Raw genomic sequence first — 26726 nt, 5'->3', positions numbered from 1 at the left:
GCGCCGCAGAGTACTGCAGAGCTGGGCAATTTGATATCACAGCTGAAAGCGATCGACCGATTGTGAAAGCTGCCCGGCCATTACCGACAGTTCATCAGTCGTACTGGCGGTCTGGCCGATAACCCGGCTATTGCCCTCGGACATGCTGGCAATCATTTCTACCTGATGAGCGATTTCATTACTCGCCAGGCTTTGCTCACCAATGGTGCGGGTGATGTCGTTGACCAGTTGCGTGGTGCTCAACGTGGCATCCAGGATATCGCTGATCGCGCGCTCCACTTCGGCGGTGACCGCCATGCCCTTGTCGACCTGAGCCACACCGGCTTCCATGCTGGTGACCGCCTCACGGGTGCTCTGCTGAATGCGCGCAACCATGGTGGTGATTTCCTGAGTGGAAGCACTGGTGCGTCCGGCCAGGCTGCGCACTTCGTCGGCCACCACGGCAAAACCACGGCCCTGCTCGCCAGCACGGGCAGCCTCGATGGCCGCGTTGAGTGCCAGCAGGTTGGTCTGGTCGGCAATGCCCTTGATGACCTGAATAATATTGAAGATTCCTTCCGAGTCCTTGTCCAGCGTACGGATCACCTGAGCCGACTGCTGCGCCGAGCGGGCAATGCTGTCCATGTCACTGACCACCTGATGAATCACCCGACCGCCGTTCTTGGCCAGGGATTCGGCCTGACTGGCCATTTCAAGGGCCTGCCCGGCATGCCGGGTGATTTCTTCAATGCTTGCGGTCATCTCGCTGGTCGCCGCCGACATGGTGCCGGCTGCCGAACTCTGTTGCCGGCTGCTGTCGGCCACCTCATGGCAACCACTGCTGAGCTGACGGCTCATGCCACTGACGTCGTTGGCATTGCTGCGCACCACTTCGATCATGCTGCGCAGGTCACGCTGCATGATCGCCAGGCTGCGAATCAGCATGCTGGCTTCGTCACGGCCACGGGACTCGGCGATAGGTTCGCGCAGGTTGCCATGGGCAATACTGTCGGCAATACGGCTGGCGGACGCGAGCGGGATCATGATGCTGCGCGTCACCCAATGCCCCTGGATCAGCAGCAGCAAAATACTGATCGAAAGCACGACCGCCAAGGTCACATTGGCACTGCTAATCGCCTGACGAGTGCGCTCGCCGCTGGCTTTGGAATTGTCCTCAATCAGGTCACTCAAGCTCGACATCTGCCCCTCCAGTTGCGTGAAGGCGCTGGAAAATGTGCCCAGCTCTTGCTGCGCGCGGTCCGGACTGTCGATGGCCAGCCCGACAATCCGCTCGCCTGCGCTGATATAGGCGTCGAGGCTCGGCTTGAGCCTGCTCAGCTCTGCCTTGAGGGCTTCGGTGAGCGGCAGTTGCAGGTTATCGCTCACGACCTTGCGAAACAGTGCGGCATGCTCTTTGAGGGATGCCTGCACTTCATCACGCGAACTGTTGCTCCTGCCAAGGCCGAACAGCATCGCTGACAGCACATCGGCGCGCAGCGCGTCGTGCATCATGTCGGCTTGCAGGTGATTGCCCAGCGCAGCCATGCTGACTTCACTGTCGAGCATCGCCGCCTCCATGCGCGTATTACCCAGGTAGTTGACCAGGCTGATGATCATGACGGTCAGTACACTGGTGCCTATCAGCAAGAACAGACGTAGTTTTATCGACATCCTGTAGCCCTCCGGTCAATGAAATAACGCGAGCTGCGGATTGCTCTTATCTACAGCTTATCGACGCACGTTGCCAGATACTTAAGCCTATTTAACGGATTTTGCCGAATCGTCAGTCGATCATGTCAAACGCCCAGCCTGACGCCGCGCTGTAACGCGTCTATGGTGAACTAAAGACATTCAATCCCCACAGGAGCAAGCACTGTGCCTGACAAGAAGTTCGCCATCGATCTCGCCTACCGGCCCCGCCTTGCCGACCTCAAACCACTGACGTCGACTACACCCTTACTCGAACCACAGGCGCTGGCCGCAGGACGCACCACACCAGCAAGCGACTTGAAAAAGCGCACCGGCTATGCCGAGAACTTCCTCGGTGATTTCATCGTGCCCTGGCCGACTGCCGACGAGGAACTTGCGCCAGATGTCTATCCTTTGAAGAACACGGGGGATCGCCTCGATTACACACATTTTTCCATCACCATGTCGCGCAGTCGGCGTCTGGCGCTGTATGTCGGCGTCAACATTGATGGTGCCAATAGCGTGGAGGTCAAGCGCAGCAAGGATTCCTGGGCATTCGACGGCCGTCTGCCCGCCGAGGCGCAGATTGGCGAAAGTGTGTACGCCGACAACCTGCTGGATCGCGGCCATCTGGTTCGGCGTCAGGACCCTAACTGGGGCAAGGAAGCCGAAGTTGCCAACAGTGACACCTTCCACTTCACCAACTGCTCGCCACAGATGGGTGCGTTCAACCAGAAGACCTGGCTGGAACTCGAGGACTACATTCTCGATAACACACGGCGCTGGAAATCACGGGTAACAGTATTCACCGGGCCGGTGCTGCGCGACGACGACCGCAGCTACCGCAACGTCAAAATACCTTCGGCATTCTGGAAAGTCGTGGCCTTTCTCGGCGATGACGGCAAGCCTTCGGCCAGCGCCTACATGATCGACCAGACCCGCGAGCTGGGTAAGCTGGACATCATGTTCGGCCCGCTCAAAACCTGGCAACGCAGCGTCGCGCAGATCGAACAACTCACCGGTATCCGCTTTGGCGACCTGTCCAGCTACGACGGGTTCTCCAACGAAGAGCGCCTGACCGGCACACGCATCGAAGCCCAGATCCGCGGACCGCAGGATATCCGGGTCTGACTTGCCGATAAGCGCGGCCTGCTCCACGTTCGATCCCGAGTGTGCAGCAAGGACACAAACGTGTGACGCCCGGCGCCACACGTTTGCAACCTGCGCACTACTCGAACTGCTGACGATTTTCCGGAGTAATGAGCTTGAACGGCACCCAGATGACCGGGGACGCCAGGGTTTCGCCGCGCGCCATGCGCATCGCGGCATCCACTGCGCCGTCGGCCTGCCCGAGCGCATCCTGAAACACGCTCACCGCCATCTTGCCTTCAGCCATCAGCTTCAAACCGTCCGGGGTGCCATCGATCCCGCCCACCAGATAATCACCCGCCTTTTTGCCGGTTTTTTCCAGCCCCATGATTGCCCCAATGGCCATTTCGTCATTGTTGGCAGCGATGATGGAGAAGTCCACGCCCTGCTTGACCCATTCAATCACGATGGTCGCAGCCTGACTGCGCTCCCAGTTGCCGATTTTCTTCTGCACGACCTTCATGTCCGGGTACTTGGCGACCACCTTCTCCACGTCCTCGGTGCGCATGACCGATGATTTGTTGCTCGGGTCGCCGACCAGAATCACCACATTGCCCTTGTAATTGGCGCGGCGGGCCAGCTCTTCCATCTGCAATGTGCCGGATTCCAGTTCGTCAGAGCCGACGAACGCCGTCAGCGCAGGCCACTTGGCAGGCTCCGGATTGCGATTGACGAATACCAGCGGAACCTTGGCCTCGTTGGCCAAACGCATCATTTCCGGCGCACTTTTGCCACTCACCATTGCGACGACGATGGCATCGACTTTCGAGTTCACCAGATTGCGAAACTGCCGCATCTGCAGCTCCACGTCGTCCTGGCCGTTTTCCATGAAAATGTCGGCGTCCAGCAGGGCTACCTGTTTCTCCACGCCGTGGCGCAGGATGGTCTGGAAGTTGTCGTTGTATTTGGCCATGCCTACACCGATCAGCGGCGTGGCAGCCTGCGCCAGGCCAGCGAACAGCAGGCTCGCACTCAGGGAAATCGATAACCACTGTTTCATGTTCTGACTCCCGGGGCGTTAAACGCTGAAATGATGAAGCAGCTCGCGCTGATCCCTGGCCATTTTCGACAGGTCCTGACTGCTGATTGCCGATTGCTCGGCACCGTCGGCGGCCTGCTGGGCGGAATCGTTGATGTGGGTGACCATGCGACTGGTCTCCTGCACCGTCGCGCTTTGCTGTTCAGTGGCCGCAGCGATCTGAATGTTCATGTCGCGAATCACATCCACCGCCTCGCCCATTTCCACCAGCAATTGATCAGCGCCGGAAGCCAGTGTCACGCAATGGTCGGACTGGATCTGGCTTTCGTTCATCACCTCTACCGCCGAATGGATCTTGCTCTGCATCTGGCCGATCATTTCCTGTATCTCGCTGGTTGAGGTTTGAGTGCGACCGGCCAGCGAGCGTACCTCATCGGCCACCACCGCAAAGCCCCTGCCCTGCTCGCCAGCCCGCGCCGCTTCGATGGCGGCGTTGAGCGCCAGCAGGTTGGTCTGTTCGGCAATGGTGCGAATGGCGTCGACGATACCGTCGATGTTCTGCCCGTATTTCTGCAACTCGTCGGTCACCGCAGACGCCTTGTTGACCTGTTCAGCCTGCTGGCGAATGTTGACGATGGTTTCAGCCACGCGCTTTTGCACTTTCCCGGTCAGCTCACTGGTGCTGTCCACCGCGCCGCGTGTGTCCTGAGCCCGACGGGCGACTTCCTCGACCGTGCTCTCCATTTCAGTCATGGCTGACGCGGCAGAGTTGAGCCGATCCTTCTGCTCGTCCACCACGCGGGTCGTCTGCTCACTGATCTGCGCGTTCTGGCTGGCGGTCAGCGCCAGGTTGTCGGCCGACCCGATCAGTTGACGAAACGTCTGTTGCAACGACTGGGTGAATTCATTGAGATAACCACCCAACTCACCAAACTCATCGCGGCGGCTGACGTCGAAACGTACCCGCATGTCGCCACTGGTGAGCGTCTTCAAAACCTCGCGAAACGCAGCCAGAGGGCGACGAAGGCTGAAGGCGACCCATGTGCCGATGATTGCTGCCGCCATGACGGCCAGCAGGCAGGCGATCAGCAACAGGCTAAGGCTGGTGGCAATCGTCGAATCCGCCCCGGCCTTGGCGTCGTTGGCCACCGCCAGTGACTGATTGCCGAACTCGCCGATCTTGCTCAGCGTTGCTTGAAGACGGGTTTCCGCTGCCTGGCGCTGCTTGTCGACCTGCTCGGCGAGTGCCGCTTCCTGCCTGTAGGCCTGATAAACGCCGTCGCTGCCAGTCAGATCGTTAAGCAGGCGGTTGACCATCACTGCGGCAATCCGGCCAGCGCGCGGGTCGGCTGCGATGAGCTCCCGTGTGCGGGTACTGATCACCTCATCCTGCAAGTTGAGTACGCGCTGCAAGGTCTGAATATTCGGTGTGGCGGCATGGGCAGCCAGACCATCGTAGGATTTGCCGACCTCCAGTAGCAGCTTTTCCCCCGCTGCCACCGTCTCTGCGGAACCGGCGTTGCGCTCGCGGGCAATATAGTCACGAAGATAACCGGTCAGTTGCGCGCCCTGACTGCTGCTGTAGCCCTGCAACACTCGGCTCTGAAGTGCCTGCAGAACGTGCTGCCGATGGCTGGCAATCAGCGTCTGCGCCTGCTCGGCATAAGCAGCACTCAGTTGGCGTTGCTGGTTCAGGTTGTCGCGCAATTCAGCATGATCGCCAATATAGGCAGGCGTGCTGTCCAGCAACTGATTGAACCGGGTCATGCTCTCGTTGAACGGCTGCTTGCCATCGTCGATCTGTTTGGGATCAGTGCTGACCAGAACCCCGAGCAGTGCCTGGTTGGCGCGCAGCACATGCACGTATAGCTCGCTCGCCGCCCTGCTCAAGGGTGCGGATTGCCCTGTGATGACGCTGATCCGATCGCTTATGGAATGAGTGCTTTGATAGCTGATACCTGCCATGGCGAGCAGCAGTACCACCAGCACAGCAAATCCACCGATCACTCGCTGAAGAATGGTCATGGCTATCCTCTTTTATTTTTATTGCGCTGAATCTGATCCGGGCCCGCGTGGAGAACGTCAGTCCGGAAAATTATCGCAGCGCTAAAGAGAATGTCGGCCGCGCCAAGGGCGACTTGAGACGTAGATCACATTATTTTTACTGGCAGGCACCCCTGAAACGGACTGCCTGACCTGAGACGTCACGCAGTCCTCCGCCAAATGCGGGTGTTCAGCGGAAATGACGCGCCACGGCCTCCGGCGCATCAGGCACGTCCATATTGATCCGGCGCCAGGCCGCCTGAGCAAAGCTGTACACCGAAAACGCAATCAGCCCAAGTGCCACGATCAGCAATACCAGGCCGCCTGCGGGCAGATCCTGCAAACCGTTGAGCGCATCTTTCATGCCCGGCGGGTGCATGGCCTGATAACTGGAGCCGCTGACCGCCAGTAATACGGCGATTTCGATGAACGCCACGCCGCGGGCGATCAGGCCGAAGCGCGAGACAGGACGCACGTATTTCATGACGTCTTCGTCGGCCTCGAAATACTTCTCGAAGGACGCCTTGTAGCCCTTGATGATGTGCACAATGCCCAGCCCCAGGGGCACCAGGGCGACCACATAGACCAGCAGATTGGAATGATCCCAGGACAAAATGGCTGCGAGCAGGTCCTTGGCCTGCCCGCCATCCGATGAGCCTCCGGAGCTCTTCAGCCCACTGACTAGCAGGCCCAAGGCAAAGAACGCCAATGCGCCGTACGTAAAGCCGCCCACCAACAGACCGCCGCGAATCACCAGCCCTTTGAGTTCGCGGCCATGATGATCAACGTCCCGGGTAGCCTGCAGGACTCGCCATGCCGCGAACGCCAACAGACCGACGATCACCACCCCGACCAGAACGCCGCCGAAAGGCTGGCTCAACAGCGCTTCAAGACTGCTGTGGCTGTCGGCCGGCTGCGAGGAGCCCTGCGCCGCCAGTACCGCGAACAGACCGATAATCAGATAAACAACACCACGGGCGGCATAACCGCCTCGTGCAAGTAGAACCAGGCCGCGTTGCGCCGACATAAATAACTATCCCTGAAAGTAATTACAGGAACAGACCGGGCACGGCCCAAGGGGTTCGACCCGATTGACGACGCGTCGTGTCATGCGCCGTCATCGGGTCACGCGCCGTCAGGCAAACGTAGCGCCGCGCGCGTTCACGAACACCGAATAAAGCGAATGGCTGCTGGCCATGAACAGCCGATTGCCCTCTCGCCCGCCGAAACAGATATTGGCGCAGCGTTCGGGCAGACTGATATGACCGATGGCCTTGCCTTGAGGGTTGAACACTCGCACGCCGTCGAGTTTCTCCATATCCGCCTTGGGATCACCGTTACCGCCCCAGCCGCACCACAGGTTGCCGCCCTCGTCGCACTTGATGCCGTCGATGGCCGCGTAGTCCAGGCCTTCGATAAGCTTGCGCCGCTCGCCCAGCGTGCCGTCTTCGTTGACCGCTATCGCCCAGATGAGGCCGTGGGGTTTGGCGCGTCCTTCAACAACGTACAAGGTTTTCTCGTCCGGCGAAAAGCACAGGCCGTTCGGACCTGCCAGATCATCAATCACTCTGGAGACCTTGCCGTTCGAGGGGTCTATGCGATAGACGCCGAAGGGTTGCTCCTGCTTGACCTTTTGACCTTCGTAGTTGCTTTCGGCCTGGAAGGTGGGATCGGTGAACCAGATAGACCCATCACGTTTGCAGGCGATATCGTTGGGCGAATTGAAAGGTTTGCCCTCAAAGCTGTCGGCCAGCACGGTGATACGCCCGTTGTACTCGGTACGCGTCACCCGCCGTCCCTCATTGGTCGTGCTGGAGCCCTCACAAACCAGCAGTCTTCCCTGACGGTCGCGACACATGCCATTGGAAAAGTTCGAGTGCTCGCGGTACACCGACAGCTCACCCGTCACCTCATCCCAACGCATGATGCGATTGTTGGCAATGTCGCTGACCAGCAAGTAGCGACCGTCACCGATCCACACAGGCCCTTCGGCCCAGCGCATGCCGCTGGCCAGCTTCTCGACGCTGGCATTGAAGATTCGTATGTGGGTAAAGCTGTCGTCCAGCACACTGACCAAAGGGTCGGGGTAGCGTTGGGTCAGCGGCTGAGCGCTGGAAAGACGCGGCAATGCGCCAATGGCGGCCACGGTCGCCGAAACGGCCAGTGACTGTTTAAGAAAGCCCCTGCGGCTGTGATCAGGTGTATTGCCTGGCGATGAGAAGTCCATGATGAGCATCCATTATCTTTATTGTCGGAAAGGCGCGCGTCTTGCGGCCGCACGTCATCCTACAAGATACCGCTGGATGGCTTGAATAATGGCCGTGTGCGATCAGACTTCGCCTGCAGATATACCGTCTCTCATGCTTCGACACACACTCGCGATAAGGTATCTTGCGCCACTCCTTTTCAACGACCCAAGGTCCACCATGCCATCCAGCAAACGCGAACAGGCCCAGACAGATCGGCGTCTGGTGAGCGCACTGACACACGCCTGCGAGACCGCCAAGGCCGAGATGCCCGGTTTCTGCTGGCTGACTCATGAAGTCGATTACGCGGCGTTCCCGGCCAGCCTGCAGGTGGTGTGGGTGTTTGATACGCTGGCTGACAAGAACGCTGCGCTGGAGCGCGGGTTGGACAAGCGCATGATCGGTCTCACGGTAGAGGCACTTGACGATGCTCAGGTCAGCCTGTCGAATGCAGCGGCGCATGTGCATGTCGACTGCGAAGAGCAGTGCCTGCGCGAGAATGCAGGCGATTGGCAGCAGCGCATCAAACGCAAATACGCCAGACGAGGTTGAGCATAGCCAAGGACATCGAAAACCCGTGCATTTCCGTGTGCCAGCTCAGCGGTGATCTGTGCGTGAGCTGCGGACGTACCAAGGACGATATCCGCAAGTGGAAGCGCATGAAACGGCCTGAAAAGATGGCGGCCGCGCAACGCGCAACCCAGAGGCTGAAAAGCCTGCAGAAAAAGAGCATTTGAAGCCTAAATTTCATCTTGGGTGCGGAAACTTCTTTAAAACGGCCCGGGTCAGTATTACCCGTGACTCGGTTGCCTGGAGTCGGACGAATTACAGGAACCTCACTCTTGGTCAGTCATGCAGATCGCCGCAACACCCTTTCACTGGATAGCCTGAATTTCTTCCTTGCCGATGTGCGCGATGGCCTGGGCCCGTATCTGGCGATCTATCTGCTGGCGGTGCACAAATGGGACCCGGCCAGCATCGGCGTGGTGATGACCATTGCCGGTATTGCCGGACTGCTGACCCAGACACCTGCCGGGGCGCTGATCGACAGAACGCCCTACAAGCGCGCCATGATCGGTGTGGCGGCCTTGTTGGTGACGCTGAGCTGCCTGATTCTGCCCTTTACTTCGTCTTTTTCAGTGGTCGCCCTGACCCAGGCGTTGAGCAGCATTGCGGCCTCGGTATTTGCACCGGCCATCGCGGCCATTTCGCTGGGCATCACCGGGCCCAAAGCGTTTACCCGCCGTACCGGGCGCAACGAAACCTTCAACCACGCTGGTAATGCCTGCGCAGCCCTTTTGGCTGGCGGCTTCGCCTACCTCTTCGGTCCTATCGCGGTGTTTTACCTGATGGCCGCCATGGCGCTGGCGAGTATTGTCGCGGTCAGCTTCGTTTCCGCAGACGCGATCGATCACGACGTGGCTCGGGGCTTCGACGCCAGCCACGAGGTCAGTGGTCACCAGCCGTCAGGCCTTTCTGCGCTGTTAAGCAACAAGCCGCTGCTGATGTTCGGTATCTGCTGCGCGCTGTTCCATCTGGCCAACGCAGCAATGCTGCCGCTGGTTAGCCAGAAGCTGTCACAAATCAATATGCAGATGGCGACACCGCTGACCTCGGCGTGCATTGTCGCGGCCCAACTGGTGATGGTGCCGGCCGCGCTGCTGGTCGGCATGAAAGCGGATGTCTGGGGGCGTAAGCCGCTGTTGCTGGCCGGCTTTCTATTCTTGCCGATTCGCGGTGTGCTTTACACCCTTTCCGACGATCCCTATTGGCTGGTGGCGGTGCAGATGCTCGACGGCATCGGCGCTGGCCTGTTCGGTGCCTTGTTCCCATTGATGGTCAAGGACCTCACTCAAGGCAGCGGGCGTTTCAACGTGAGTCTGGGCGCGCTGTCCACGCTGTTCGGGCTGGGTGCAGCGCTGAGCAACAGCCTGGCCGGTTTTGTCGTGCATGCAGCAGGTTACAGCGCGGCATTTCTGACCCTCGCCGGTGTGGCAGCGGTAGCGTTCTGCCTGTTGTGGCTGACGGTGCCGGAGACCCTTTCGCGCTCGCATAACGAAACCGGGCTCAAACCGGACAATGCCGTGGGCGCGTGACCACCCTTAGTCCACAGTAACCGCCTTTACCTGCCAGCCCTCGCGCTGGCGGGTTGCGACTACCAGACCGCCACCTCCACCTTCCATCCCGCCAACCCAGCGCCCTGCCTCGTCCCACAGACAACTGCGCCCCGCCGACTGCCATCCGCCAGTCGGCCCACCATGATTGGCCATCAATACCGGCAGCGAGTGACGGCCGGCATGCCCCGAAAGCAATCCGGCATCGTATTCATAGCCGCCCGGCGAGATCAGCACACTGACTGCGTACACCCAGGATCCGCCTTGCGCCATACGTTGCGCGTGCTCGGCGTGGGCGAAGTCTGCACACACGCACAGACCGATTCGCTGCTGATCAACGAGCAGATAGCCGTCCTCGTTGCTGGCATTGAACACGACGTCTTCGCCGGGATGCAGGTATTGCTTGGCATAGGCGATGACATCGCCCGCGGCGGTGAAGGTCAATGCGCCGATCAGGACACTGTCGCTCGGCCCCCTGAGTGGCACGCCAACGGTGGTCGTCAATTGCAATTTCACCGCCAATGCCACGAGCGGCGCCAGACGCGCATCGTCTGCAAGCAAAGCCAGCTCGCGAGCCAATTCCGGCTCGTAGCCTGTCAGTGACAATTCGGGAAACAGCAAGTAACTGGCGCCCAGCTCAGATGCCTGTTGCATGAACGCCAGGTGCCCGGAGAGATTGTTTTCGATATCTCCCCGCGCAGAGCAGAATTGGGCAGCGGCGAGTATTGGAAACGTCATTGGCTCTCCAGAGAAGACAGGATTGGCAGACTCGAGCTTAGCCCGGCTCGCAGTCGGTTCACACATAGTTACATTTTCACTCACGACCAATGTTGTACGACGTCTTATCTTGTCTGGCAGTGACTGACATCTCATTACAATAAAAAATGGAGATTCACCGCATGCCGCATACCCCGTCTCTCAAAGAAACGGCCACGCCAGTAGCCGAACCCCGTCTCAAGAAACTTGCCAAGCTATTGGGGCCCGGCATTATCGCCGTGCTGTCCTGGCTGGGCGCGGGCGACCTGATCACCTCATCGGTTGCAGGCGCCAGCTATGGTTACGCCATGATGTGGGTACTGGCGATTTCGCTGTTGCTCAGGTTTCTGATCGTCAACATCATCGCCCGCTTCCAGCTCTGCAATAACCAGGGCATGACCATCCTTCAGGGTTACGCGCAGCTGCATCCGCTGTTTGCCTGGTTCATGCTTGGCTACGCATTGCTCATGGGGCATTTGATAAACGCCTACATGATCAAGGGCGCTGGCGAGGCGCTTGCCATGCTGCTGCACATCGACCAGCCACTGCTCTGCTCCGTCGCAGTGGTGATTGCCGTGTGGCTGTTGGTGGGGCGCAATATCTACGCAATGATCGAAGGCGTGATGAAGGTGCTGCTGGCCATCATGACCCTGGCATTTCTGACCCTGGCGATCATGTCCGGACCCGATGTCACCGGCATCATCAAGGGCACCATCGGCTTCAGTATTCCGCCTGATGAAGGCGTGCACGGTGCGCTGCTGGTGGCGGTCTCGGTGATCGGCGCCGTGGCCGGGTCGATCGCCAACTTCGTCCACCCTTACGTGATGCGTGAAAAAGGCTGGACCGGCCCCGAGCACAAGCGCATCCAGCGCAACGATCTGCTGTTCGCGGTGATCGTCGGCATCATCATCAACCTGGCCATCTGGGTGGTGGGCGTCGAAATCCTGCGGCCCAACGGAATTCAGGTCAATACCCTGGCGGATCTGGGCAAGGCACTGGAAATCTTCTTCGGCCCGCTGGGCTGGTACATCTTCTTCATCGGCGTATTCGCCACGCTGTTCGCCAGTATTTCCGGCAAGACCACAGCCTTTCCGATGCTGATCACCGATGCCTTCCAGCACATCCAGCCCAAGCGCCGCGAACGCTACGGCAAAGTGTTCCACCACGACCCGATGCACCGGTGGTTCATGCTGTTCATTCTGGTCACCCCGCTGATCTGGTCGCTGCCCGGCATGCCGGACTTCGTGACCCTGACGCTGGGCGTCAACGCGCTGAATATCATCGGGTTGCCCGTCATCTCGCTGGGGCTGCTGATCATGTCCAATCAGAAGTCACTGCTGAGCAAGGAATACCGCAACAACTGGTTCGAAAACATCGCGCTGACCTTCGCCACCGGACTGGCGTTGTGGGTGGCGTTTCAACTCGGGACAGAGTTGCTGGCGTAAGTGAGCAAGGTCCATTTCCTCAACGGAAATGGACCTTGCACTTTATCCCCTTTCCCACCACGTGAATCCTGAGCATCAACCCGGGATGCCTGCTGATAGATGCAACGGTTACATCTCTCGTCAACAAACAACAATAATTCTCAAAGGAGATGTTATATTGTATCTATTACTATCAGGAAGTCTCATATGTCGTCTCGTAGAATCGCGTCTCTGGCAGGCTTGGCAATCGGAGTTTTGGGCAATACGGGATACGCGGAGGAAGGCCCGCAGACCATTGAACTGGAAAGCGTCAACGTCACCTCCGACTATCAGTACGAGACCGCCACCAGCCCGATCCAGGGCTACCGCGCCACCCGCTCGGCCACGGCCACCAAAACCGACACTGCCATCGCGGATATCCCGCAGTCGATCAGCGTCGTACCTGCCTCAGTGCTCAAGGACCTTGGCAGCAACAATGTCGAGCGCGCGCTGGATTTTGCCGGCGGCGTATCGAAGCAGAATAACTTCGGCGGGCTGACGCTTTACGAGTACAGCATCCGCGGCTTTACCACGTCCGAGTTCTACAAGGATGGCTTCAGCGCCAACCGCGGCTACCCTGCCACGCCGGATGCCGCAAACATCGAACGCATCGAAGTGCTGAAAGGCCCCGCCGCCAGCCTGTACGGGCGTGGCGATCCGGGCGGCACGGTCAATATCGTCAGCAAAAAACCCCAGCCTGAAGCCTTTACCACCTTACAGACCAGCGCAGGCAGCTGGGATCGCTATCGCACCGCGCTGGACGTCAACACGCCGCTGGATGAAGAAGGCAATCTGCTTTCGCGGGTCAATCTGGCCGTAGAAGACAACAACAGCTTTCGTGACCATGTAGAGAGCAAACGGGTGTTTGTCGCCCCGTCCTTCAGTTGGCAATTGAACCCTGACACCCGTCTGCTGGTGGAAACCGAGTTCGTCCGACACACATCGACTTTCGACCGAGGCGTGGTCGCCCCCAACAACAAGTGGAGCGGCGTGTCGCGTTCGACCTTCCTCGGCGAGCCGGCCGATGACATCGATAACGACAACAACATGGTCCAGTTTGCGCTGGACCACCAGCTCAACGATGTGTGGTCGCTGCGCCTGGCCAGCCATTACAAACAGGGCGAGATGTCCGGTTTTGCCAGCGAGGCGCGCCCGCTGAACGCCGACGGGCACACCGTCAATCGGCGTTATCGGGAGCGCGACAATAATTGGCATGACAGCATCACCCAGTTAGAGTTACGCGGCCGTTTCGATGGCATGGGGGTCGAGCACGAGGTGCTGATCGGCACCGAGTACGAGAACTATCGCAAGAACGAACGCGTCACGACCATCGCCGGCAGCCCCTACGCCATCGACATCTACAACCCGGTCTACGGCCAGCCGAAACCCGCCGGCGCACGCTCCGGTACTGATTTCTACGAGCATGTCGAAAGCCGCGCGCTGAACCTGCAGGACCAGATTGTCTTTACCGACAAGCTGCGCGGCATGATCGGGGTACGCTACGAGCACTTCGATCAGCAGGTCGATGACTTCACCACCAACGCCACCTCCGGTCAGCGCCAGGACGCTTTCACTCAGCGCGCCGGGCTGCTTTATCAACTCACACCGCAGGTCGGCCTGTTCGCCAACGCCTCCACCTCGTTCAAGCCCAACAATGGCCTGGATGCCGCCGGCAAAACCTTCGACCCGGAAGAAGGCGTCGGCTACGAAGTCGGGATCAAGAGCGAACTGTTCGACGATCGCCTGAGCACCACCCTCGCCGCCTTTCATATCGAAAAGGAAAACGTTCTCGCGCTGGATCCGGGCACCGACACCAATCGTGCGGTGGGCAAGGCTCGCAGCCAGGGCTTGGATCTGCAATTTACCGGGCAGGTCAGCGAAGCCATTCGGGTCATCGGTGCCTTCGCCTACATTGACGCCGAAGTGACCAAGGGCGACCAGAGCATCCCCACCGGCAGTCGCATCCTCGGTGTCGCCAAACACAGCGGCAGCCTGCTGGGCGTCTATGAGTTCCAGGAAGGCGCGCTGCGCGGCTCGGATGTGGGCGCGGCGTACACCTACGTGGGCGACCGCTCGGGGCAGTCAGGCGCTGACTTCGAGCTGCCGGCCTACCAGACCGTAGACCTGCTGGCGCATTACAAAGCCAGCGACAACGTCACGGTAGGTCTGAACCTGAACAATATTTTCGATGAAAAATACTACGAGCGCTCCTACAGCAACTACTGGGTCGCGCCTGGCGAACCGCGCAACTTCACGGTCAGCCTGACCCTCAGTCTCTGACGCCCATGACCACCCGATTCACAACACCCCGCTCCCAACAACAAGGACGCATCATGCTTTCAAGCAAACCTTTCCTGGCCCTGGGCCTGCTCGGCGCTTTGTTCGCCAGTCACGTCAATGCGCACGGTCTGTGGACCGAACAGCGTCGCGGCAATATCGAAGTGGTCTACGGTCATGGCGCCGAAGACAACGCCTTCAAGGCGCAGAAAGTCAGCGGTGCGTGGGCCTACGACCTGCAGGGCAAAATGATCCCGGTGACGGTACAACGCCTTGACGACCACGCGCGTCTGGTGCCGCTCAAGCCGCCTGCGGTCATGAGCGTTGCGCTGGATAACGGCATGTGGACGCGCAACGCCGGGAAGCAATGGATCAACGAGGGCCGCAGCAAGGTGCCCAACGGCACCGACTCCATCCACACCTTCAAATACAGCGTGGCGATTTACGCCGAAGGCGCGCACCTGCCAGCGTTCAACAAACTGAATTTCGTGATCGTACCGCAGACCGATCCCTTGAAAGTCGGCGCAGGCAAAGCACTGCCGGTGCGCGTACTGATCGACGGCAAACCTGCCGCCGGCATCAAACTGATCGGCGATTACCGCAGTGCACCGGATGTCGTCAGCGCCGAAACCGATGCACAAGGTCTGGCCAGCGTCATCGTGCGTAACGAGGGGCTGAATATCATCGCGGCCGAGGTCACGCTGCCGGTCAAGGACAACGCCGACATCGCCGAACGCGGCTTGTTTACCTCGCTGACGTTTGTTGGTGAGGCGCATCACGAGTAAACCCCCTTCCTGCTTCCGGAAAACGCCTGCTGCAGGCGTTTTCTGTCTTCAGGAGCGTGAGCCTGAGCTCCGCTCTCCCGGCTGCTTCGCCCCTCCATATTCCCTTTAGTAAACAAAGTTTCCAGAAACCCCTGGACGCTGGATTTCCTTTCGCCTATAAACAGCACTCAAGAATATTAAATTCCTGTAGAGAATTTTATTCGCCAACGAAACCCTCTGCATCTGACCATTTTCGCCCTGCGCCAAACTGCCGCCATCCTTCAGAGGACACGCCATGCAACACGAGAAGAACCATTTCATCCTGAAGATCAGCTGCCCGGCGACCTCCGGCATTGTCGCGGCGGTGACCTCCTACCTGGCTGGCAACAGCTGCTACATCGGTGAAATGGCCCAGTTCGACGATGAGTACAGCGGCACTTTTTTCATGCGCGCAGTGTTTCGTTTCAACGATGGTCATGAGGGCGATATCCAGCAGTTGAAAGCCGGCTTCGACGCTGTGGCCAACGACTTCGCCATGCAGTGGGAGCTGCACGACACGCGCCGGCCGATGCGTGTGCTGCTGATGGTCAGCAAGTTCGATCACTGCCTGACCGACCTGCTGTACCGCTACTACAAGGGCGAAATGGACATGACCATCACCGCCATCGTCTCCAATCACCTGGATCTGCGACCGATGGCCGAACGTGAGGGCATTCGCTTCATCTACCTGCCCGTGACCAGGGAAACCAAGGCTGCGCAGGAAGCCGCGCTGATGAAGGTGGTCGATGAAACCAGCACCGAGCTGGTGGTGCTGGCGCGCTACATGCAGATTCTCTCCGACGACCTGTGCCAGCAACTGGCGGGTCGGGCGATCAATATCCATCACTCGTTTCTGCCGGGTTTCAAGGGCGCCAAGCCCTACCATCAGGCTTACGAGCGCGGCGTGAAGCTGATCGGCGCCACCGCGCACTACGTCACCAGCGACCTGGATGAAGGTCCGATCATCGAGCAGGAAGTGCAGCGCGTCGATCACGTCTACCTGCCTGCCGACCTGGTCGCGGCGGGACGCAATAACGAAACCATCGCGCTGTCGCGGGCAGTCAAGTACCACCTGGAGCACCGCGTGTTTCTCAACACGGATCGAACGGTGGTGTTCCGATGAGCGCACACATCATCGACGGCAAGGCCGCCGCCGCTCGCGTTCTGCAACAGGTCAAACACGATGTGGACACCTTGAAGGCCGAAGGCATCGAACCGGCGCTGGCCGTAATCCTGGTAGGTAACGACGCGGCCAGTGAGGTCTACGTACGCAACAAGATCCTGCGCGCCGAGGAAGCCGGCATTCGCTCGCTGGAGCACCGACTGCCGGCCGACAGCAGCCAAGCACGCTTACTGGCGTTGATTGCCGAATTGAACGCCGACAACACGGTAAACGGCATTCTCCTGCAACTGCCCTTGCCCGCTCACCTAGAAGAAAACCGCGTACTGCAGTCTATCGATCCGGGCAAGGACGTAGACGGTTTTCACAGTGAAAACGTCGGAGGCCTGAGTCAGGGACGTAACGTACTGACGCCCTGCACGCCCAGCGGCTGCCTGCACTTGCTTGAAGAAACCTGCGGCGATCTAAGCGGCAAGCATGCGGTGGTGATCGGTCGTTCCAACATCGTCGGCAAACCCATGGCCGCCCTGCTGCTGCAAGCGCATTGCTCGGTGACGGTGGTGCATTCGCGCAGTCACGACGCCAGGGCCTTGTGCCAGTTGGCCGACATCGTCGTGGCGGCGGTTGGCCGTCCGCGCCTGATCGATGCCAGCTGGCTCAAGCGCGGCGCGGTGGTGATCGACGTCGGTATCAATCGCATCGAGGACCACGGCCGTAATCGCCTGGTGGGCGATGTGGATTTCGACAGCGCCATCGAAGTCGCCGCTGCCATCACCCCGGTTCCCGGCGGGGTCGGCCCGATGACCATCGCTTTTCTGATGAAAAACACCGTGACTGCTGCCCGGCAGCGAGCCCACGCGCAACGCAGCCAATCGGAGGCCGTATGCCTTTCAACCTGTTGAAATACGGGCTCAGCTCGGAGTACCCGGTCGAGGTAGATCTGCCTGCGCCCAAGGAACTGAAGTCCTCCTACGACGTGGTGATCATCGGCGGCGGCGGGCATGGCCTGGCTACCGCCTACTACCTGTCGAAATACCACGGCATCACCAATATTGCCGTGCTGGAAAAAGGTTACCTGGGCGGCGGCAATACAGCGCGCAACACGGCGGTGATCCGCTCCAATTACCTGACCAGCGAAGGCGTGAAGTTCTATGTCGAGTCGGTGAAGATGTTTCAGGGCCTGTCCAACGAGTTCGACTTCAACATCATGTACTCCGAGCGCGGCCAACTGACCCTCGCGCATACCGACGCCACGGTCCGGTCGTTCCGCCAGCGCGCCGAGGTCAACAAGCATTTCGGCGGCCGCACCGAGATGATCGACCGCCAGCAGATCCGCGAACTGGTGCCGAGTCTCAATCTGGACCCCGGCCATCTGCCGGTACTCGCCGGCCTGTGGCACATCGACGGCGGCACCGCCCGGCATGACGCGGTTGCCTGGGGCTACGCCAAGCAGGCGGCCAAGCGCGGAGTGGAAATTCATCAACTGACCGAAGTGCAGGAACTGGTGATCGAGAACGGCACCATTAAGGCGGTGAAGACCAATCGCGGCACCATCCAGTGCGGTTGCGCCGTGCAGGCGGTGGCAGGTATGAGTTCGCAGATGATGAAGAAGGCCGGGATTCGTTCGCCGATCCAGACTTTCCCGCTGCAAGCGATGGTCACTCAACCCTTCAAACCCTTTCTTGACCCGCTGGTGAGTTCGTCCGCCCTGCACTGCTATGTGCAGCAGACCAGCCGTGGCGAAGTGGTGTTTGGCGGTGGCTCTGATCCCTACCCGTTGTTCAACAGCCGCTCGACGCTGGACCTCAAGGAAAGCCTGCTGGCCCACGCCATCGAGATGTTTCCGTTTCTGGCCAACGCCAAACTGATGCGCCAATGGGCCGGGATCACCGACATGACCCCGGACTACAGCCCGATCATGGGCCTCTCCCCGGTCAGGAATTACTACCTGGATGCGGGCTGGGGCACCTGGGGCTTCAAGGCCACGCCGATCTGCGGCAAGACCATGGCCGAACTGGTGGCCAGCGGCGGCAAGGTGCCCGAGTTGATCAAGCCATTCGCGCTCGAGCGCTTCTCGACCTTTCAGCAAGTCAACGAAATGGGCGCAACAGCGGCCAGCCACTGACGGAGAGCGACACATGAAAATCATGACCTGCCCGCTCAACGGGCCGCGCAACATCAGCGAGTTCACCTACGGCGGGGAATTCAAACACATGCCCGACCCGCAAACCTGCAGCGACGCCGAGTGGGCCGATTACGTGTTCAACAGTGAGGACACGCTGGGCGTGGTGCGCGAGTGGTGGATGCACAATCCCTCCAGCTACTGGTTCCTGGCCGAGCGCCACACCGGCAGCGACGAGATCATCCGCACCTTCGATCCACGCGAACTATTTACCGCACGTATCGACTTCGCCCCTCTCGCCTCCAAGGAGATCGCAGGATGACCACCCCCGCCCGCCTGCCCGCGCCCATGGGCCTGCTGATCGATCGCACCCGGCCGCTCACGTTCAGCTTCGATGGCAAAACCTATCAGGGCCTGCAGGGCGACAGTATTGCCAGTGCGCTGCTGGCCAACGGTCGCTTCCTGCTTTCACGGTCATTCAAGTACCACCGCCCGCGCGGTCCGCTGACCATGGCCGGACAGGACGCCAACAGCCTGATCCAGTTGCCTCACGAGCCCAACGTAATGGCCGACACCGTTGCCCTGCAGGAAGGCTTGCAGGCCACCGGCCAGAACTTCAGCGGCTCGCTGGACAACGACCGGGACGCGTACCTGGGCAAGTTCTCGAAGTTCATGCCGGTGGGGTTCTACTACCGCTCGTTCTACAAGCCCAAGGGCATGTGGAAAGTCTGGGAACCGGTCATTCGCAAGAAGGCCGGCCTTGGCGTGCTGGACCTGACGTTCCAGCCCGAGTACTACGACAAGGCCTACCTGTTCACGGATCTGGCGGTGATCGGCGCGGGACCTGCCGGCTTGCAGGCAGCACTGAGCGCCGCCAATGCCGGCGCCAAGGTGTTGCTGATCGAACAGCAGCCGATCCTCGGCGGTTCGCTGGCGTATGCCCGCTTCGATGTCGACGGCCTGCGTGCCGAACAGCTGCGGCGTGAACTGGTCGCTGCAGTAGAAGCACATGACAATATCCAGGTGCTCAAGCAAGCGACCTGCAATGCCTGGTTCACCAACAACTACCTGCCGGTGATTCAGGGCAAGCGTTTGTACAAGGTGCGCGCCACGCACTGTCTGGTGTGCAGTGGCTCGTTCGATCAGCCGGTGATTTTCCGCAACAACGACCTCCCTGGCGTGATGCTGACCAGCGCCGTACAGCGGCTGATCAAGTTGTACGCCGTCAAGCCTGGCAAACGCGCGGTGGTGCTGACCGGCAATGATGACGGTTACCTCGCCGCACTGGATTTGCACGATCAGGGCGTCGACGTGGTCGCAGTGGCCGACATGCGCAGCAGCCCGTCGGACCGGACGCTGCGGCTTGCTCTGGAGAAGCGCGGCATCGTCTGCCACGTGAACACAACGGTCTATGAAGCGCTGCATGAGAAAGGCATGCGCCATGTGAGCGGCGCCGAACTGCGCAAGATCACCGGCCAGGGTCAGGTGGCGAACAGCGGCTCGCGTGTCGACTGCGATCTGTTGTGCATGTCAGGCGGCTATATGCCGGTCTACCAGTTGTTGTGTCAGGCCGGCGGCAAGCTGGCCTATGACGATCAGCAGGCCGAATTCGCCATCAGTAGCCTGCCACAGAACCTGAGCATCGCAGGCTCGGTCAACGGTTACCACGCGCTGGACAACGTACTGGCCGATGCCGCCCATGCCGCCGCCAGCGTGGTCTCGGCACTTGGCCTGGCATCGGCTGACAAACCTGCCGCGCTGCGCAGCGAAGCGCAGGTCAACTTCGCCTGGCCGATCTTCCCGCACCCTGACGGCAAGGACTTTGTCGACTTCGACGAAGACCTTCAGGTACGCGATATCGTCAATGCCACGCGCATCGGCTATCGCGACATCCAGTTGGTAAAACGCTATTCCACGGTGGGCATGGGCCCCTCACAGGGTCGTCACTCGGCACTGCCTACCGCACGACTGGTGGCTGCCTCGACCCAGCGCAGTGTCAGTGAAACCGGCGTGACCACGGCCCGGCCGCCCTTCGAGGCAGAGAAACTGGCACATGTTGCAGGTCGTGCCTTCGATCCGTATCGGCAGACGCCCATGCACCAGCGTCATGTGCAGGCAGGCGCGAAAATGATGCCGGCCGGGATCTGGCAGCGTCCCGCGTTCTATGGCAAACCCTCGCAACGCGATGCCTGCATGCAGCAGGAAGCGCTGCACGTGCGCAACAAGGTCGGCATCATCGACGTGTCGACACTCGGCGGCCTGGACGTGCGCGGCCCCGATGCCGCCGAGCTGCTCAACTGCCTGTATACCTTCGCCTTTCTCAAACAGCCGGTCGGGCGTTCGCGTTATGCGCTGATGACCAACGAGCAAGGCGTGGTCATCGACGACGGCGTTTGCGCGCGCTTTGCCGAACAGCATTTCTACGTCACTGCCACCACCAGCGGTGTGGATCGCATTTATCAGCAGATGCTCAAGTGGAATGCCCAGTGGCGTCTGAACGTGGACATCACCAATGTCACGGCGGCCATTGCTGCAGTCAACGTGGCAGGTCCGGATTCGCGCAAGGTGCTGGAGCAGGTCTGTACCGACCTTGATCTGTCTGGCGCAGGTTTCCCTTATCTTGGCGTGCGCCTGGGCACTGTTGCCGGTATCAAGGCGCGGCTGTTGCGGGTCGGCTTTGTAGGTGAACTGGGCTACGAGATCCACGTTCCCGCTCGTCACGCGCTCAGGCTCTGGGATGCACTTGTCGAGGCTGGCAAGGCCTTCGACATGCGTCCGTTCGGCGTCGAGACGCAACGCCTGTTACGTCTGGAAAAAGGCCACGTCATTATCAGCCAGGACACCGACGGCATGACCCACCCGGTCGAGATCGACATGGGTTGGGCCGTCAGCCGCAGCAAGCCGTTCTTCGTCGGCCGCCGCTCGGTGGACATCCTCGAAGCCCGGCCGCAGAAGCGCAAACTGGTTGGCTTCACCCTGCCCAAGGCCAGCCCGCTGCCGCTTGAGGGCCATCTGGTGCTCAAGGGCCCGGACATCAGTGGCAATGTGACGTCCTGCGAGTACTCCTCGACCCTGGGCATGATCATCGGCATGGCCTATGCCGCGTTCGACCAGAGCACTCCCGGCCAGCAGATTCCGATCCGCGTCGAAGATGGCGTGGTGGTTCAGGCAACCGTCGTGAAACTGCCCTTCTTCGACCCTGAAAACCAGCGCCAGGAGCTCTGACCCATGACCAGCCTTATCCAGAACAGCCCTGTCGGCGCCACCGCGCGCGCCTTGTGCACGCTGCAAGACCTGACCGATCGGCCACGCGTGGGATTTCGCGGCACGCAAAGCGCTGACTACCTCACGGCACGCGGTTTCAGCCTGCCCGAGGCACCGAACCGCGCCGTCACACAGGCGGACGGCAGCCATGTTGCGCGCCTTTCGCAGACCGAATACCTGGTGCTGGGCAGCCCGCTTGATGACGGGCAGCGCATCGCCGATGAAGAAGCGCGCTGGGAGCTGGACCACAGCGCCAATTACCTGCTGCCTCGCGAAGACAGCCATGCCTGGCTGCAACTGAGTGGCGAGTGTATCGCCGAGGTGATGGCCAAGCTGTGTGGCGTAGATCTGCGTCCCAACGTTTTTGCGCCAGGTTCGGTGGCGCAGACCTCGGCGGCGCGCATCAATGTGATCGTCATCAACCTCGGCGCGCAGGCCGAACCCTGTTTCCAGATCCTCTTCGATCGGGCTTCGCTGGCTTACTTCAAGGACGCGATGCTGGATGCCATGACCGAGTTTGGAGGACGCTATTTATGAACCCCGGGTTACTGCGTTACTGAACAAAGGTCGTGTCGTGCTCATAAACGACAACAAGTGTCTGTTACCGCCAAGCCAGTTAAAGAATGCCGGCAAAAAGCCGTTGACCTGTTGGTAGACCATAAGAACGACTCTCAGGCCAACGCCTGGTGGCGCAGACTGCGTCCATGCAGCGCCCAACACCTGCGGCAGTAACGGACATCCCGGAGCTCAAATGAATATCAAACAGAAATTGACTTGGGCGTTCGCAGTCATTGCGTGCTTGCCCATATTAGTCGTTGCCGCCATCGTGATCGTGAATCTGCGTGACAAGGCGACCAGTGATTTCGCGGACAGCAGCGCGCGCGAAATTCGTCAGGTCGACAATGCCATGCAGCTGTTTTTCGACGGCATTACGCAGAACGTCAATTACATCGCGGCGCACCCGCTGATCGCCGGGGCGAGCGATGATTTCCGAAACTACATGGGCGCAACGCCTCCCCCGCAGTCAGAGAATGACAGGCAGGCGACCGAGCTGTTCGCCAGTATCGCCAAGGCTCACCCAGCCTACTCCTACGTCTCTTATGGTCTGATCAACGGTAGCTACATCATGACGCCGGAAGACCCGAAAATGAGCAACTACGACCCGCGTGTGCGGCCGTGGTACAAGACGGCGATGGCCAATGCCGGCAAGACCGTGCGTAGCGATGCCTATTACTGGGCCAACGACGATGCAGTACTGGTCAGCACTATCCGGGCGATACCCAACAAGCTGGGCAACCCTGGCGGCGTGGTCAATATTGACGTATCGCTCAAGCAACTGACCAACATCGTCAAGCAGATCAAACTGGGCGAAAGCGGCTATCTGATGCTGATGGAAAAGAACGGCACCGTGCTGGTCGATCCGAAACAGCCCGAGCATAACTTCAAGAAACTGGGCGAACTGGGCGACGGCTTCAGCGATCTGGCGAAAACCGCCAGTGGTCTGGTCGAGGTGACACTTAACGGCGAACGCTACATGGCCAATGTGTACTCGTCCGAGCAACTGGGCTGGAACTTCATCGGCCTGATCAAGCAGGACGAAGTGATGGCCTCGGCCACCCGCCTGACCTGGTTGATCGGTATCATCGCGGCGGTGCTGGCGGTGGTCTTTGCAATTGTCGGTGCCAGTTTCGCCCGCGTTATCGTGCGTCCGATCCACAGTGTTTCCAGTGGTCTGGAAGGCATCGCGGGCGGTGAAGGCGACCTGACCCAGAACCTCGCCGTGCGCGGCAAGGATGAAACCGCGCAGCTGGCGGGCTGGTTCAACAAGTTCCTGACCGCGATCCGCAGCCTGATCCAGCACATTGGGCAGGCGGCCGGGAAGATTCTCGAAGCCTCACACAGTTCGACACGTGTCTCCAACGACATGGCCGAAGCTGCTGGCCGACAGCGCGAAGCGGTGGACATGGTCTCAACGGCGTTTCATGAAATGGTCGCTACCTCCAATGAAGTCGCCCGCTCCTGCAGCCAGGCCGCCGACTCGGCCGACAACGGTCAGCAACAGGCGCGTGAAGGTCAGCGGCAGATCGATGAAGCGGTGCGCAGCGTCGACCAGCTCAGCGAAGAGCTAACCCGCTCGGCCAAGGACATGACGCAACTGGAAAAGGACAGCGCAGGCATTCAGTCGATCCTCAACACCATCCGCTCGATTGCCGAGCAGACCAACCTGCTGGCGCTCAACGCGGCCATCGAGGCGGCACGTGCAGGCGAACAGGGTCGCGGCTTTGCCGTGGTGGCCGACGAAGTCCGTGCACTGGCCAAACGCACGTCGGACTCGACTGCAGAAATCGACAGCTTGCTGGGCAACCTGGCCAAACGCACTGCCTCGGTGGCGCAACAGATGCATGCCAGCCTCGACGTGTCGCAGCAATCGGTGACCAAGATCGGACAGGCACGCAGCAGCTTCGGGCAGATCCGCGAGTCAGTGGATGTGATTCGCGATATGAATACCCAGATCGCAACCGCCGCCGAGGAACAGCATCAGGTGGCCGAAGACATCAACCGGCACATCAGCCAGATCCATGGTGATGCGCAGCTGATCGCCGAACTCTCGGACTCGGCCCGCGCGGATTCCAGAAGCCTGGAGATGCTGTCCAGTGAACTGGACGGCCTGGTGCGCAAGTTCAAGACCTGATACTGCACACATGGAGCGTGGGAACGATGGGCGTCTGTGCGTACCCTATCGTGCCCATCCTTCGCGTGTTCTGGACACTCTGAGCCCTGTCCACAGCAGGAGATCTAATCTCCGTCCCTCTCAAACCATTCAGTCAGAAAATCCAGAAAAGTGCGCAGCGTTGCTGACTGATGGTGCCTTGAGGTGTAGATCGCGTGTATCCCCAGAGCCCGTGGCTGGTACTCCGGCATCAGGGCGATCAGCTTGCCGCTTGCAATCAACGGCGCCGCCGAATGCACAGGCTGCAGACTGATACCGGCGCCCGCCACTGCGGCCTCCAGCAGCACCACTGAATCGTTGGCACTCAGGTTGCCGCCGACCGGCACACTGAGCGGCAGTTGCTGGCGGGTGAACTCCCAAAGGCTTTTGCCGAAGTACGAATAGGTCAGGCAGTTGTGGGCAGGCAGTTCCTGCGGCCTGGACGGCGTGCCGTGCACGGCGAGATAGGCTGGAGAAGCACACACCACCGAATCGCATTGCCCCAGCGGACGGGCAATGACATTGGGGTCCAGCTGATTGGTGATGCGGATCGCGAGATCGATTCGCTCGCTGACCAGATCCACGGCCTCGTTGCCGATAAGCAGGTCTGCCGAGGTGCCGGGATAACGGCGCAGGTAAGCCGTCACCGCGGGTGCCAGAACGGCCAGCGCCAGTGACTGCGAACAGGCGATGCGCAGCATGCCGCGTGGCTCCTCGATTTGCGTATCGGCCGCCAGCGGCACCGCGTCGGCCAGCTCGATCAACTGCTGGCAACGCAACAACGTCACTTGTCCGGGGGCGGTCAAGCCGAGCTTGCGCGTGGTCCGGTGCAGCAGTCGCGCTCCGGCCCAGCTCTCCATCTGCGCCAGATAACGTGTGACCATTGCCCGAGACATGTCCAGCGCCTCGGCGGCGGCTATGAGGCTGCCCCTATCGTTGATAGCGATGAATACCCGTGCCGCTATGATCCGATCCACGATTCGTCCGATATAAGCAATCAATAGTTGCCAATACTGAGGCTTTTGTTTCATCTGAGGCAACATAAGATAACGACCTCAGTCCTGCCCGAACGAAGGTCGTACCCCATGTTGCGTAAATCCCTGCTTGCCCTGTCCTTCGCTGCTCTGTTCCCTCTCGCAGCCCAGGCCGCAGCCCCCCTGGCAATCGAGGTGTATAACCCGGCTGAAAAAGCCGTCTTCCCGGTGTCATCCGAACTGATCACGGGCAAGCATGACGCGGTGCTTATCGATGCGCAGTTCCAGCGCAACGACGCCGAGGCCTTGGTGCAAAAGATCAAGGCCAGCGGCAAGCAACTTACCACCGTCTATATCAGCCACAGCGACCCGGATTACTACTTCGGTCTGGACGTCATCAAAGCCGCGTTCCCCGAGGCGAAGATCGTCGCCAGCGCACCTACCGTGAAGGCGATCAAGGCGTCGATGCAGGGCAAACTCGCCTACTGGGGCCCGATTCTCAAGGACAATGCGCCAGCCAGCCTGGTTGTGCCGGAAGTGCTCAAGGGCGACCACCTGACGCTTGAAGGCCAACCGTTGCAGATCAAAGGCCTTAACGGCCCGGCGCCCGAGCGCAGCTACGTATGGATTCCCTCCCTCAAGGCAGTGGTCGGCGGTGTCGTGGTCTCCAGCGGTATTCATGTCTGGGTCGCTGACACGCAAAGCCCGAAATCGCGTCAGGACTGGCTCGCGACACTCAAAAGCATCGAAGCGCTGAAACCGGCCACCGTGATTCCGGGTCATTACCTGGGCGAGGTCCCGTCAGGCACCCAGGCTGTGACGTTCACCGCCGACTACCTGAAGTCCTTCGAAGAACAGACCGCCAAGGCCAAGGATTCCGCCACGCTGATCGACGCCATGCACAAAGCCTGGCCGCAACTGGCCGAACCGGCTTCGCTGGAGATGAGTGCAAAGGTCATCAAGGGCGAGATGAAGTGGCCGAATTGATCCGGCACCTGTAAGGCCCCGGCGGAGCGCTGCGAATATCAGCAGGGGCCA

At 60.1% G+C, this 26726-nt stretch carries 22 protein-coding genes and 2 pseudogenes; 16 read left to right on the top strand and 8 right to left on the bottom strand.

Annotation, left to right across the window (positions count from 1 at the left end; genetic code table 11):
• Nucleotides 1–36: 36 nt before the first annotated feature.
• Both V476_RS29470 and V476_RS29465 read right to left on the bottom strand, forming a co-directional pair.
• On the bottom strand, nucleotides 37–762 hold the full coding sequence (locus V476_RS29470) for a methyl-accepting chemotaxis protein (RefSeq protein ID WP_370683537.1): 726 nt from the start codon (nucleotides 760–762) through the stop codon (nucleotides 37–39).
• Nucleotides 763–894: 132 nt separating this feature from the next.
• Nucleotides 895–1650 (bottom strand): annotated as a pseudogene (locus V476_RS29465) (MCP four helix bundle domain-containing protein); the annotation flags it as partial.
• Between the two features lie 204 nt (nucleotides 1651–1854).
• Here V476_RS29465 and V476_RS22415 point away from each other — a divergent pair.
• Nucleotides 1855–2799 carry a DNA/RNA non-specific endonuclease gene (locus V476_RS22415; RefSeq protein WP_024960102.1) on the top strand — a complete coding sequence of 315 codons (945 nt, stop codon included), beginning with the start codon at nucleotides 1855–1857 and terminating at the stop codon, nucleotides 2797–2799.
• Between the two features lie 97 nt (nucleotides 2800–2896).
• Here the strand turns inward: V476_RS22415 and V476_RS22410 are convergent, their stop codons facing one another.
• The 4 genes from V476_RS22410 to V476_RS22395 form a co-directional block, all read right to left on the bottom strand.
• Nucleotides 2897–3817: a substrate-binding domain-containing protein gene (locus V476_RS22410; RefSeq protein WP_024647905.1), complete on the bottom strand. Its 921-nt coding sequence runs from the start codon at nucleotides 3815–3817 to the stop codon at nucleotides 2897–2899.
• Nucleotides 3818–3835: 18 nt separating this feature from the next.
• The gene (locus tag V476_RS22405; protein WP_024960103.1) at nucleotides 3836–5821 is read right to left on the bottom strand and encodes a methyl-accepting chemotaxis protein; all 1986 of its coding nucleotides are present in this window, start codon (nucleotides 5819–5821) and stop codon (nucleotides 3836–3838) included.
• A 208-nt stretch (nucleotides 5822–6029) separates the two neighbouring features.
• Nucleotides 6030–6866 (bottom strand): DUF1206 domain-containing protein, encoded by an 837-nt coding sequence (locus V476_RS22400; protein ID WP_016567949.1) that lies wholly within the window; start codon nucleotides 6864–6866, stop codon nucleotides 6030–6032.
• Between the two features lie 108 nt (nucleotides 6867–6974).
• Nucleotides 6975–8066: an SMP-30/gluconolactonase/LRE family protein gene (locus tag V476_RS22395; protein ID WP_024960104.1), complete on the bottom strand. Its 1092-nt coding sequence runs from the start codon at nucleotides 8064–8066 to the stop codon at nucleotides 6975–6977.
• 199 nt (nucleotides 8067–8265) lie between these two features.
• Between V476_RS22395 and V476_RS22390 the strand changes: the two genes are divergently transcribed.
• The 3 genes from V476_RS22390 to V476_RS22380 all read left to right on the top strand — a co-directional run bounded on the left by V476_RS22390 (nucleotide 8266) and on the right by V476_RS22380 (nucleotide 10181).
• Nucleotides 8266–8637, top strand: coding sequence for a hypothetical protein (locus V476_RS22390; RefSeq protein WP_003315516.1), 372 nt, complete (start codon nucleotides 8266–8268; stop codon nucleotides 8635–8637).
• Between the two features lie 2 nt (nucleotides 8638–8639).
• Nucleotides 8640–8822 (top strand): DUF1289 domain-containing protein, encoded by a 183-nt coding sequence (locus V476_RS22385; protein WP_024960105.1) that lies wholly within the window; start codon nucleotides 8640–8642, stop codon nucleotides 8820–8822.
• 105 nt (nucleotides 8823–8927) lie between these two features.
• Nucleotides 8928–10181 (top strand): MFS transporter, encoded by a 1254-nt coding sequence (locus V476_RS22380; RefSeq protein WP_003423883.1) that lies wholly within the window; start codon nucleotides 8928–8930, stop codon nucleotides 10179–10181.
• A gap of 6 nt (nucleotides 10182–10187) precedes the next feature.
• Here V476_RS22380 and V476_RS22375 read toward each other — a convergent pair whose 3' ends face one another.
• Nucleotides 10188–10937: a carbon-nitrogen hydrolase family protein gene (locus V476_RS22375; RefSeq protein WP_024960106.1), complete on the bottom strand. Its 750-nt coding sequence runs from the start codon at nucleotides 10935–10937 to the stop codon at nucleotides 10188–10190.
• A 161-nt stretch (nucleotides 10938–11098) separates the two neighbouring features.
• Here V476_RS22375 and V476_RS22370 point away from each other — a divergent pair, with 161 nt between their 5' ends.
• From V476_RS22370 to V476_RS29455, 11 genes and pseudogenes are all read left to right on the top strand, one after another.
• Complete coding sequence (locus V476_RS22370) at nucleotides 11099–12400, top strand: Nramp family divalent metal transporter (RefSeq protein WP_024960107.1); 1302 nt, start codon at nucleotides 11099–11101, stop codon at nucleotides 12398–12400.
• Nucleotides 12401–12586: 186 nt separating this feature from the next.
• On the top strand, nucleotides 12587–14698 hold the full coding sequence (locus V476_RS22365) for a TonB-dependent siderophore receptor (protein ID WP_024960108.1): 2112 nt from the start codon (nucleotides 12587–12589) through the stop codon (nucleotides 14696–14698).
• 53 nt (nucleotides 14699–14751) lie between these two features.
• Entirely contained in the window at nucleotides 14752–15480 is a 729-nt protein-coding gene (locus V476_RS22360) for a DUF4198 domain-containing protein (RefSeq protein ID WP_024960109.1), read from the top strand.
• 274 nt (nucleotides 15481–15754) lie between these two features.
• Nucleotides 15755–16621, top strand: a complete 867-nt coding sequence (gene purU / locus V476_RS22355) for a formyltetrahydrofolate deformylase (protein ID WP_024960110.1) — start codon at nucleotides 15755–15757, stop codon at nucleotides 16619–16621.
• Complete coding sequence (folD, locus tag V476_RS22350) at nucleotides 16618–17520, top strand: bifunctional methylenetetrahydrofolate dehydrogenase/methenyltetrahydrofolate cyclohydrolase FolD (RefSeq protein WP_024960111.1); 903 nt, start codon at nucleotides 16618–16620, stop codon at nucleotides 17518–17520. Before purU ends, folD begins: the two co-directional genes overlap by 4 nt.
• Nucleotides 17502–18743: an FAD-dependent oxidoreductase gene (locus V476_RS22345; RefSeq protein ID WP_024960112.1), complete on the top strand. Its 1242-nt coding sequence runs from the start codon at nucleotides 17502–17504 to the stop codon at nucleotides 18741–18743. Before folD ends, V476_RS22345 begins: the two co-directional genes overlap by 19 nt.
• A gap of 13 nt (nucleotides 18744–18756) precedes the next feature.
• Nucleotides 18757–19062, top strand: a complete 306-nt coding sequence (locus tag V476_RS22340) for a sarcosine oxidase subunit delta (protein WP_003396121.1) — start codon at nucleotides 18757–18759, stop codon at nucleotides 19060–19062.
• Nucleotides 19059–21965 (top strand): 2Fe-2S iron-sulfur cluster-binding protein, encoded by a 2907-nt coding sequence (locus V476_RS22335; RefSeq protein WP_024960113.1) that lies wholly within the window; start codon nucleotides 19059–19061, stop codon nucleotides 21963–21965. Before V476_RS22340 ends, V476_RS22335 begins: the two co-directional genes overlap by 4 nt.
• Before the next feature lie 3 nt (nucleotides 21966–21968).
• A complete protein-coding gene (locus tag V476_RS22330; protein WP_024960114.1) occupies nucleotides 21969–22541 on the top strand; it encodes a sarcosine oxidase subunit gamma in 573 nt (190 codons plus the stop codon).
• A gap of 214 nt (nucleotides 22542–22755) precedes the next feature.
• Nucleotides 22756–23838, top strand: a pseudogene (locus tag V476_RS29460) (HAMP domain-containing protein); the annotation flags it as partial.
• Nucleotides 23839–23928: 90 nt separating this feature from the next.
• Nucleotides 23929–24696, top strand: a complete 768-nt coding sequence (locus tag V476_RS29455) for a methyl-accepting chemotaxis protein (protein ID WP_371834353.1) — start codon at nucleotides 23929–23931, stop codon at nucleotides 24694–24696.
• 104 nt (nucleotides 24697–24800) lie between these two features.
• On the opposite strand, the gene V476_RS22320 is transcribed toward V476_RS29455, so the two are convergent.
• Nucleotides 24801–25691 (bottom strand): LysR family transcriptional regulator, encoded by an 891-nt coding sequence (locus V476_RS22320; protein WP_024960115.1) that lies wholly within the window; start codon nucleotides 25689–25691, stop codon nucleotides 24801–24803.
• 108 nt (nucleotides 25692–25799) lie between these two features.
• Between V476_RS22320 and V476_RS22315 the strand changes: the two genes are divergently transcribed.
• The gene (locus V476_RS22315) at nucleotides 25800–26675 is read left to right on the top strand and encodes an MBL fold metallo-hydrolase (RefSeq protein WP_024960116.1); all 876 of its coding nucleotides are present in this window, start codon (nucleotides 25800–25802) and stop codon (nucleotides 26673–26675) included.
• The last annotated feature ends 51 nt before the right edge of the window (nucleotides 26676–26726 follow it).

This window comes from Pseudomonas syringae KCTC 12500 (assembly GCF_000507185.2).
GTDB classification, from domain to species: Bacteria; Pseudomonadota; Gammaproteobacteria; order Pseudomonadales; family Pseudomonadaceae; genus Aquipseudomonas; species Aquipseudomonas syringae.
Note: the sequence above shows the minus strand (reverse complement) of the source record. Positions and strands in the feature narration are given on the sequence as shown.

Coding starts and splice junctions, on each gene's coding strand:
- V476_RS29470 (WP_370683537.1), bottom strand. CDS start 762: ATGTCGGCGGCGACCAGCGAGATGACCGCAAGCATTGAAGAAATCACC.
- V476_RS22410 (WP_024647905.1), bottom strand. CDS start 3,817: ATGAAACAGTGGTTATCGATTTCCCTGAGTGCGAGCCTGCTGTTCGCT.
- V476_RS22405 (WP_024960103.1), bottom strand. CDS start 5,821: ATGACCATTCTTCAGCGAGTGATCGGTGGATTTGCTGTGCTGGTGGTA.
- V476_RS22400 (WP_016567949.1), bottom strand. CDS start 6,866: ATGTCGGCGCAACGCGGCCTGGTTCTACTTGCACGAGGCGGTTATGCC.
- V476_RS22395 (WP_024960104.1), bottom strand. CDS start 8,066: ATGGACTTCTCATCGCCAGGCAATACACCTGATCACAGCCGCAGGGGC.
- V476_RS22390 (WP_003315516.1), top strand. CDS start 8,266: ATGCCATCCAGCAAACGCGAACAGGCCCAGACAGATCGGCGTCTGGTG.
- V476_RS22375 (WP_024960106.1), bottom strand. CDS start 10,937: ATGACGTTTCCAATACTCGCCGCTGCCCAATTCTGCTCTGCGCGGGGA.
- V476_RS22370 (WP_024960107.1), top strand. CDS start 11,099: ATGCCGCATACCCCGTCTCTCAAAGAAACGGCCACGCCAGTAGCCGAA.
- V476_RS22365 (WP_024960108.1), top strand. CDS start 12,587: ATGTCGTCTCGTAGAATCGCGTCTCTGGCAGGCTTGGCAATCGGAGTT.
- V476_RS22360 (WP_024960109.1), top strand. CDS start 14,752: ATGCTTTCAAGCAAACCTTTCCTGGCCCTGGGCCTGCTCGGCGCTTTG.
- purU (WP_024960110.1), top strand. CDS start 15,755: ATGCAACACGAGAAGAACCATTTCATCCTGAAGATCAGCTGCCCGGCG.
- folD (WP_024960111.1), top strand. CDS start 16,618: ATGAGCGCACACATCATCGACGGCAAGGCCGCCGCCGCTCGCGTTCTG.
- V476_RS22345 (WP_024960112.1), top strand. CDS start 17,502: ATGCCTTTCAACCTGTTGAAATACGGGCTCAGCTCGGAGTACCCGGTC.
- V476_RS22340 (WP_003396121.1), top strand. CDS start 18,757: ATGAAAATCATGACCTGCCCGCTCAACGGGCCGCGCAACATCAGCGAG.
- V476_RS22335 (WP_024960113.1), top strand. CDS start 19,059: ATGACCACCCCCGCCCGCCTGCCCGCGCCCATGGGCCTGCTGATCGAT.
- V476_RS22330 (WP_024960114.1), top strand. CDS start 21,969: ATGACCAGCCTTATCCAGAACAGCCCTGTCGGCGCCACCGCGCGCGCC.
- V476_RS29455 (WP_371834353.1), top strand. CDS start 23,929: ATGGCCGAAGCTGCTGGCCGACAGCGCGAAGCGGTGGACATGGTCTCA.
- V476_RS22315 (WP_024960116.1), top strand. CDS start 25,800: ATGTTGCGTAAATCCCTGCTTGCCCTGTCCTTCGCTGCTCTGTTCCCT.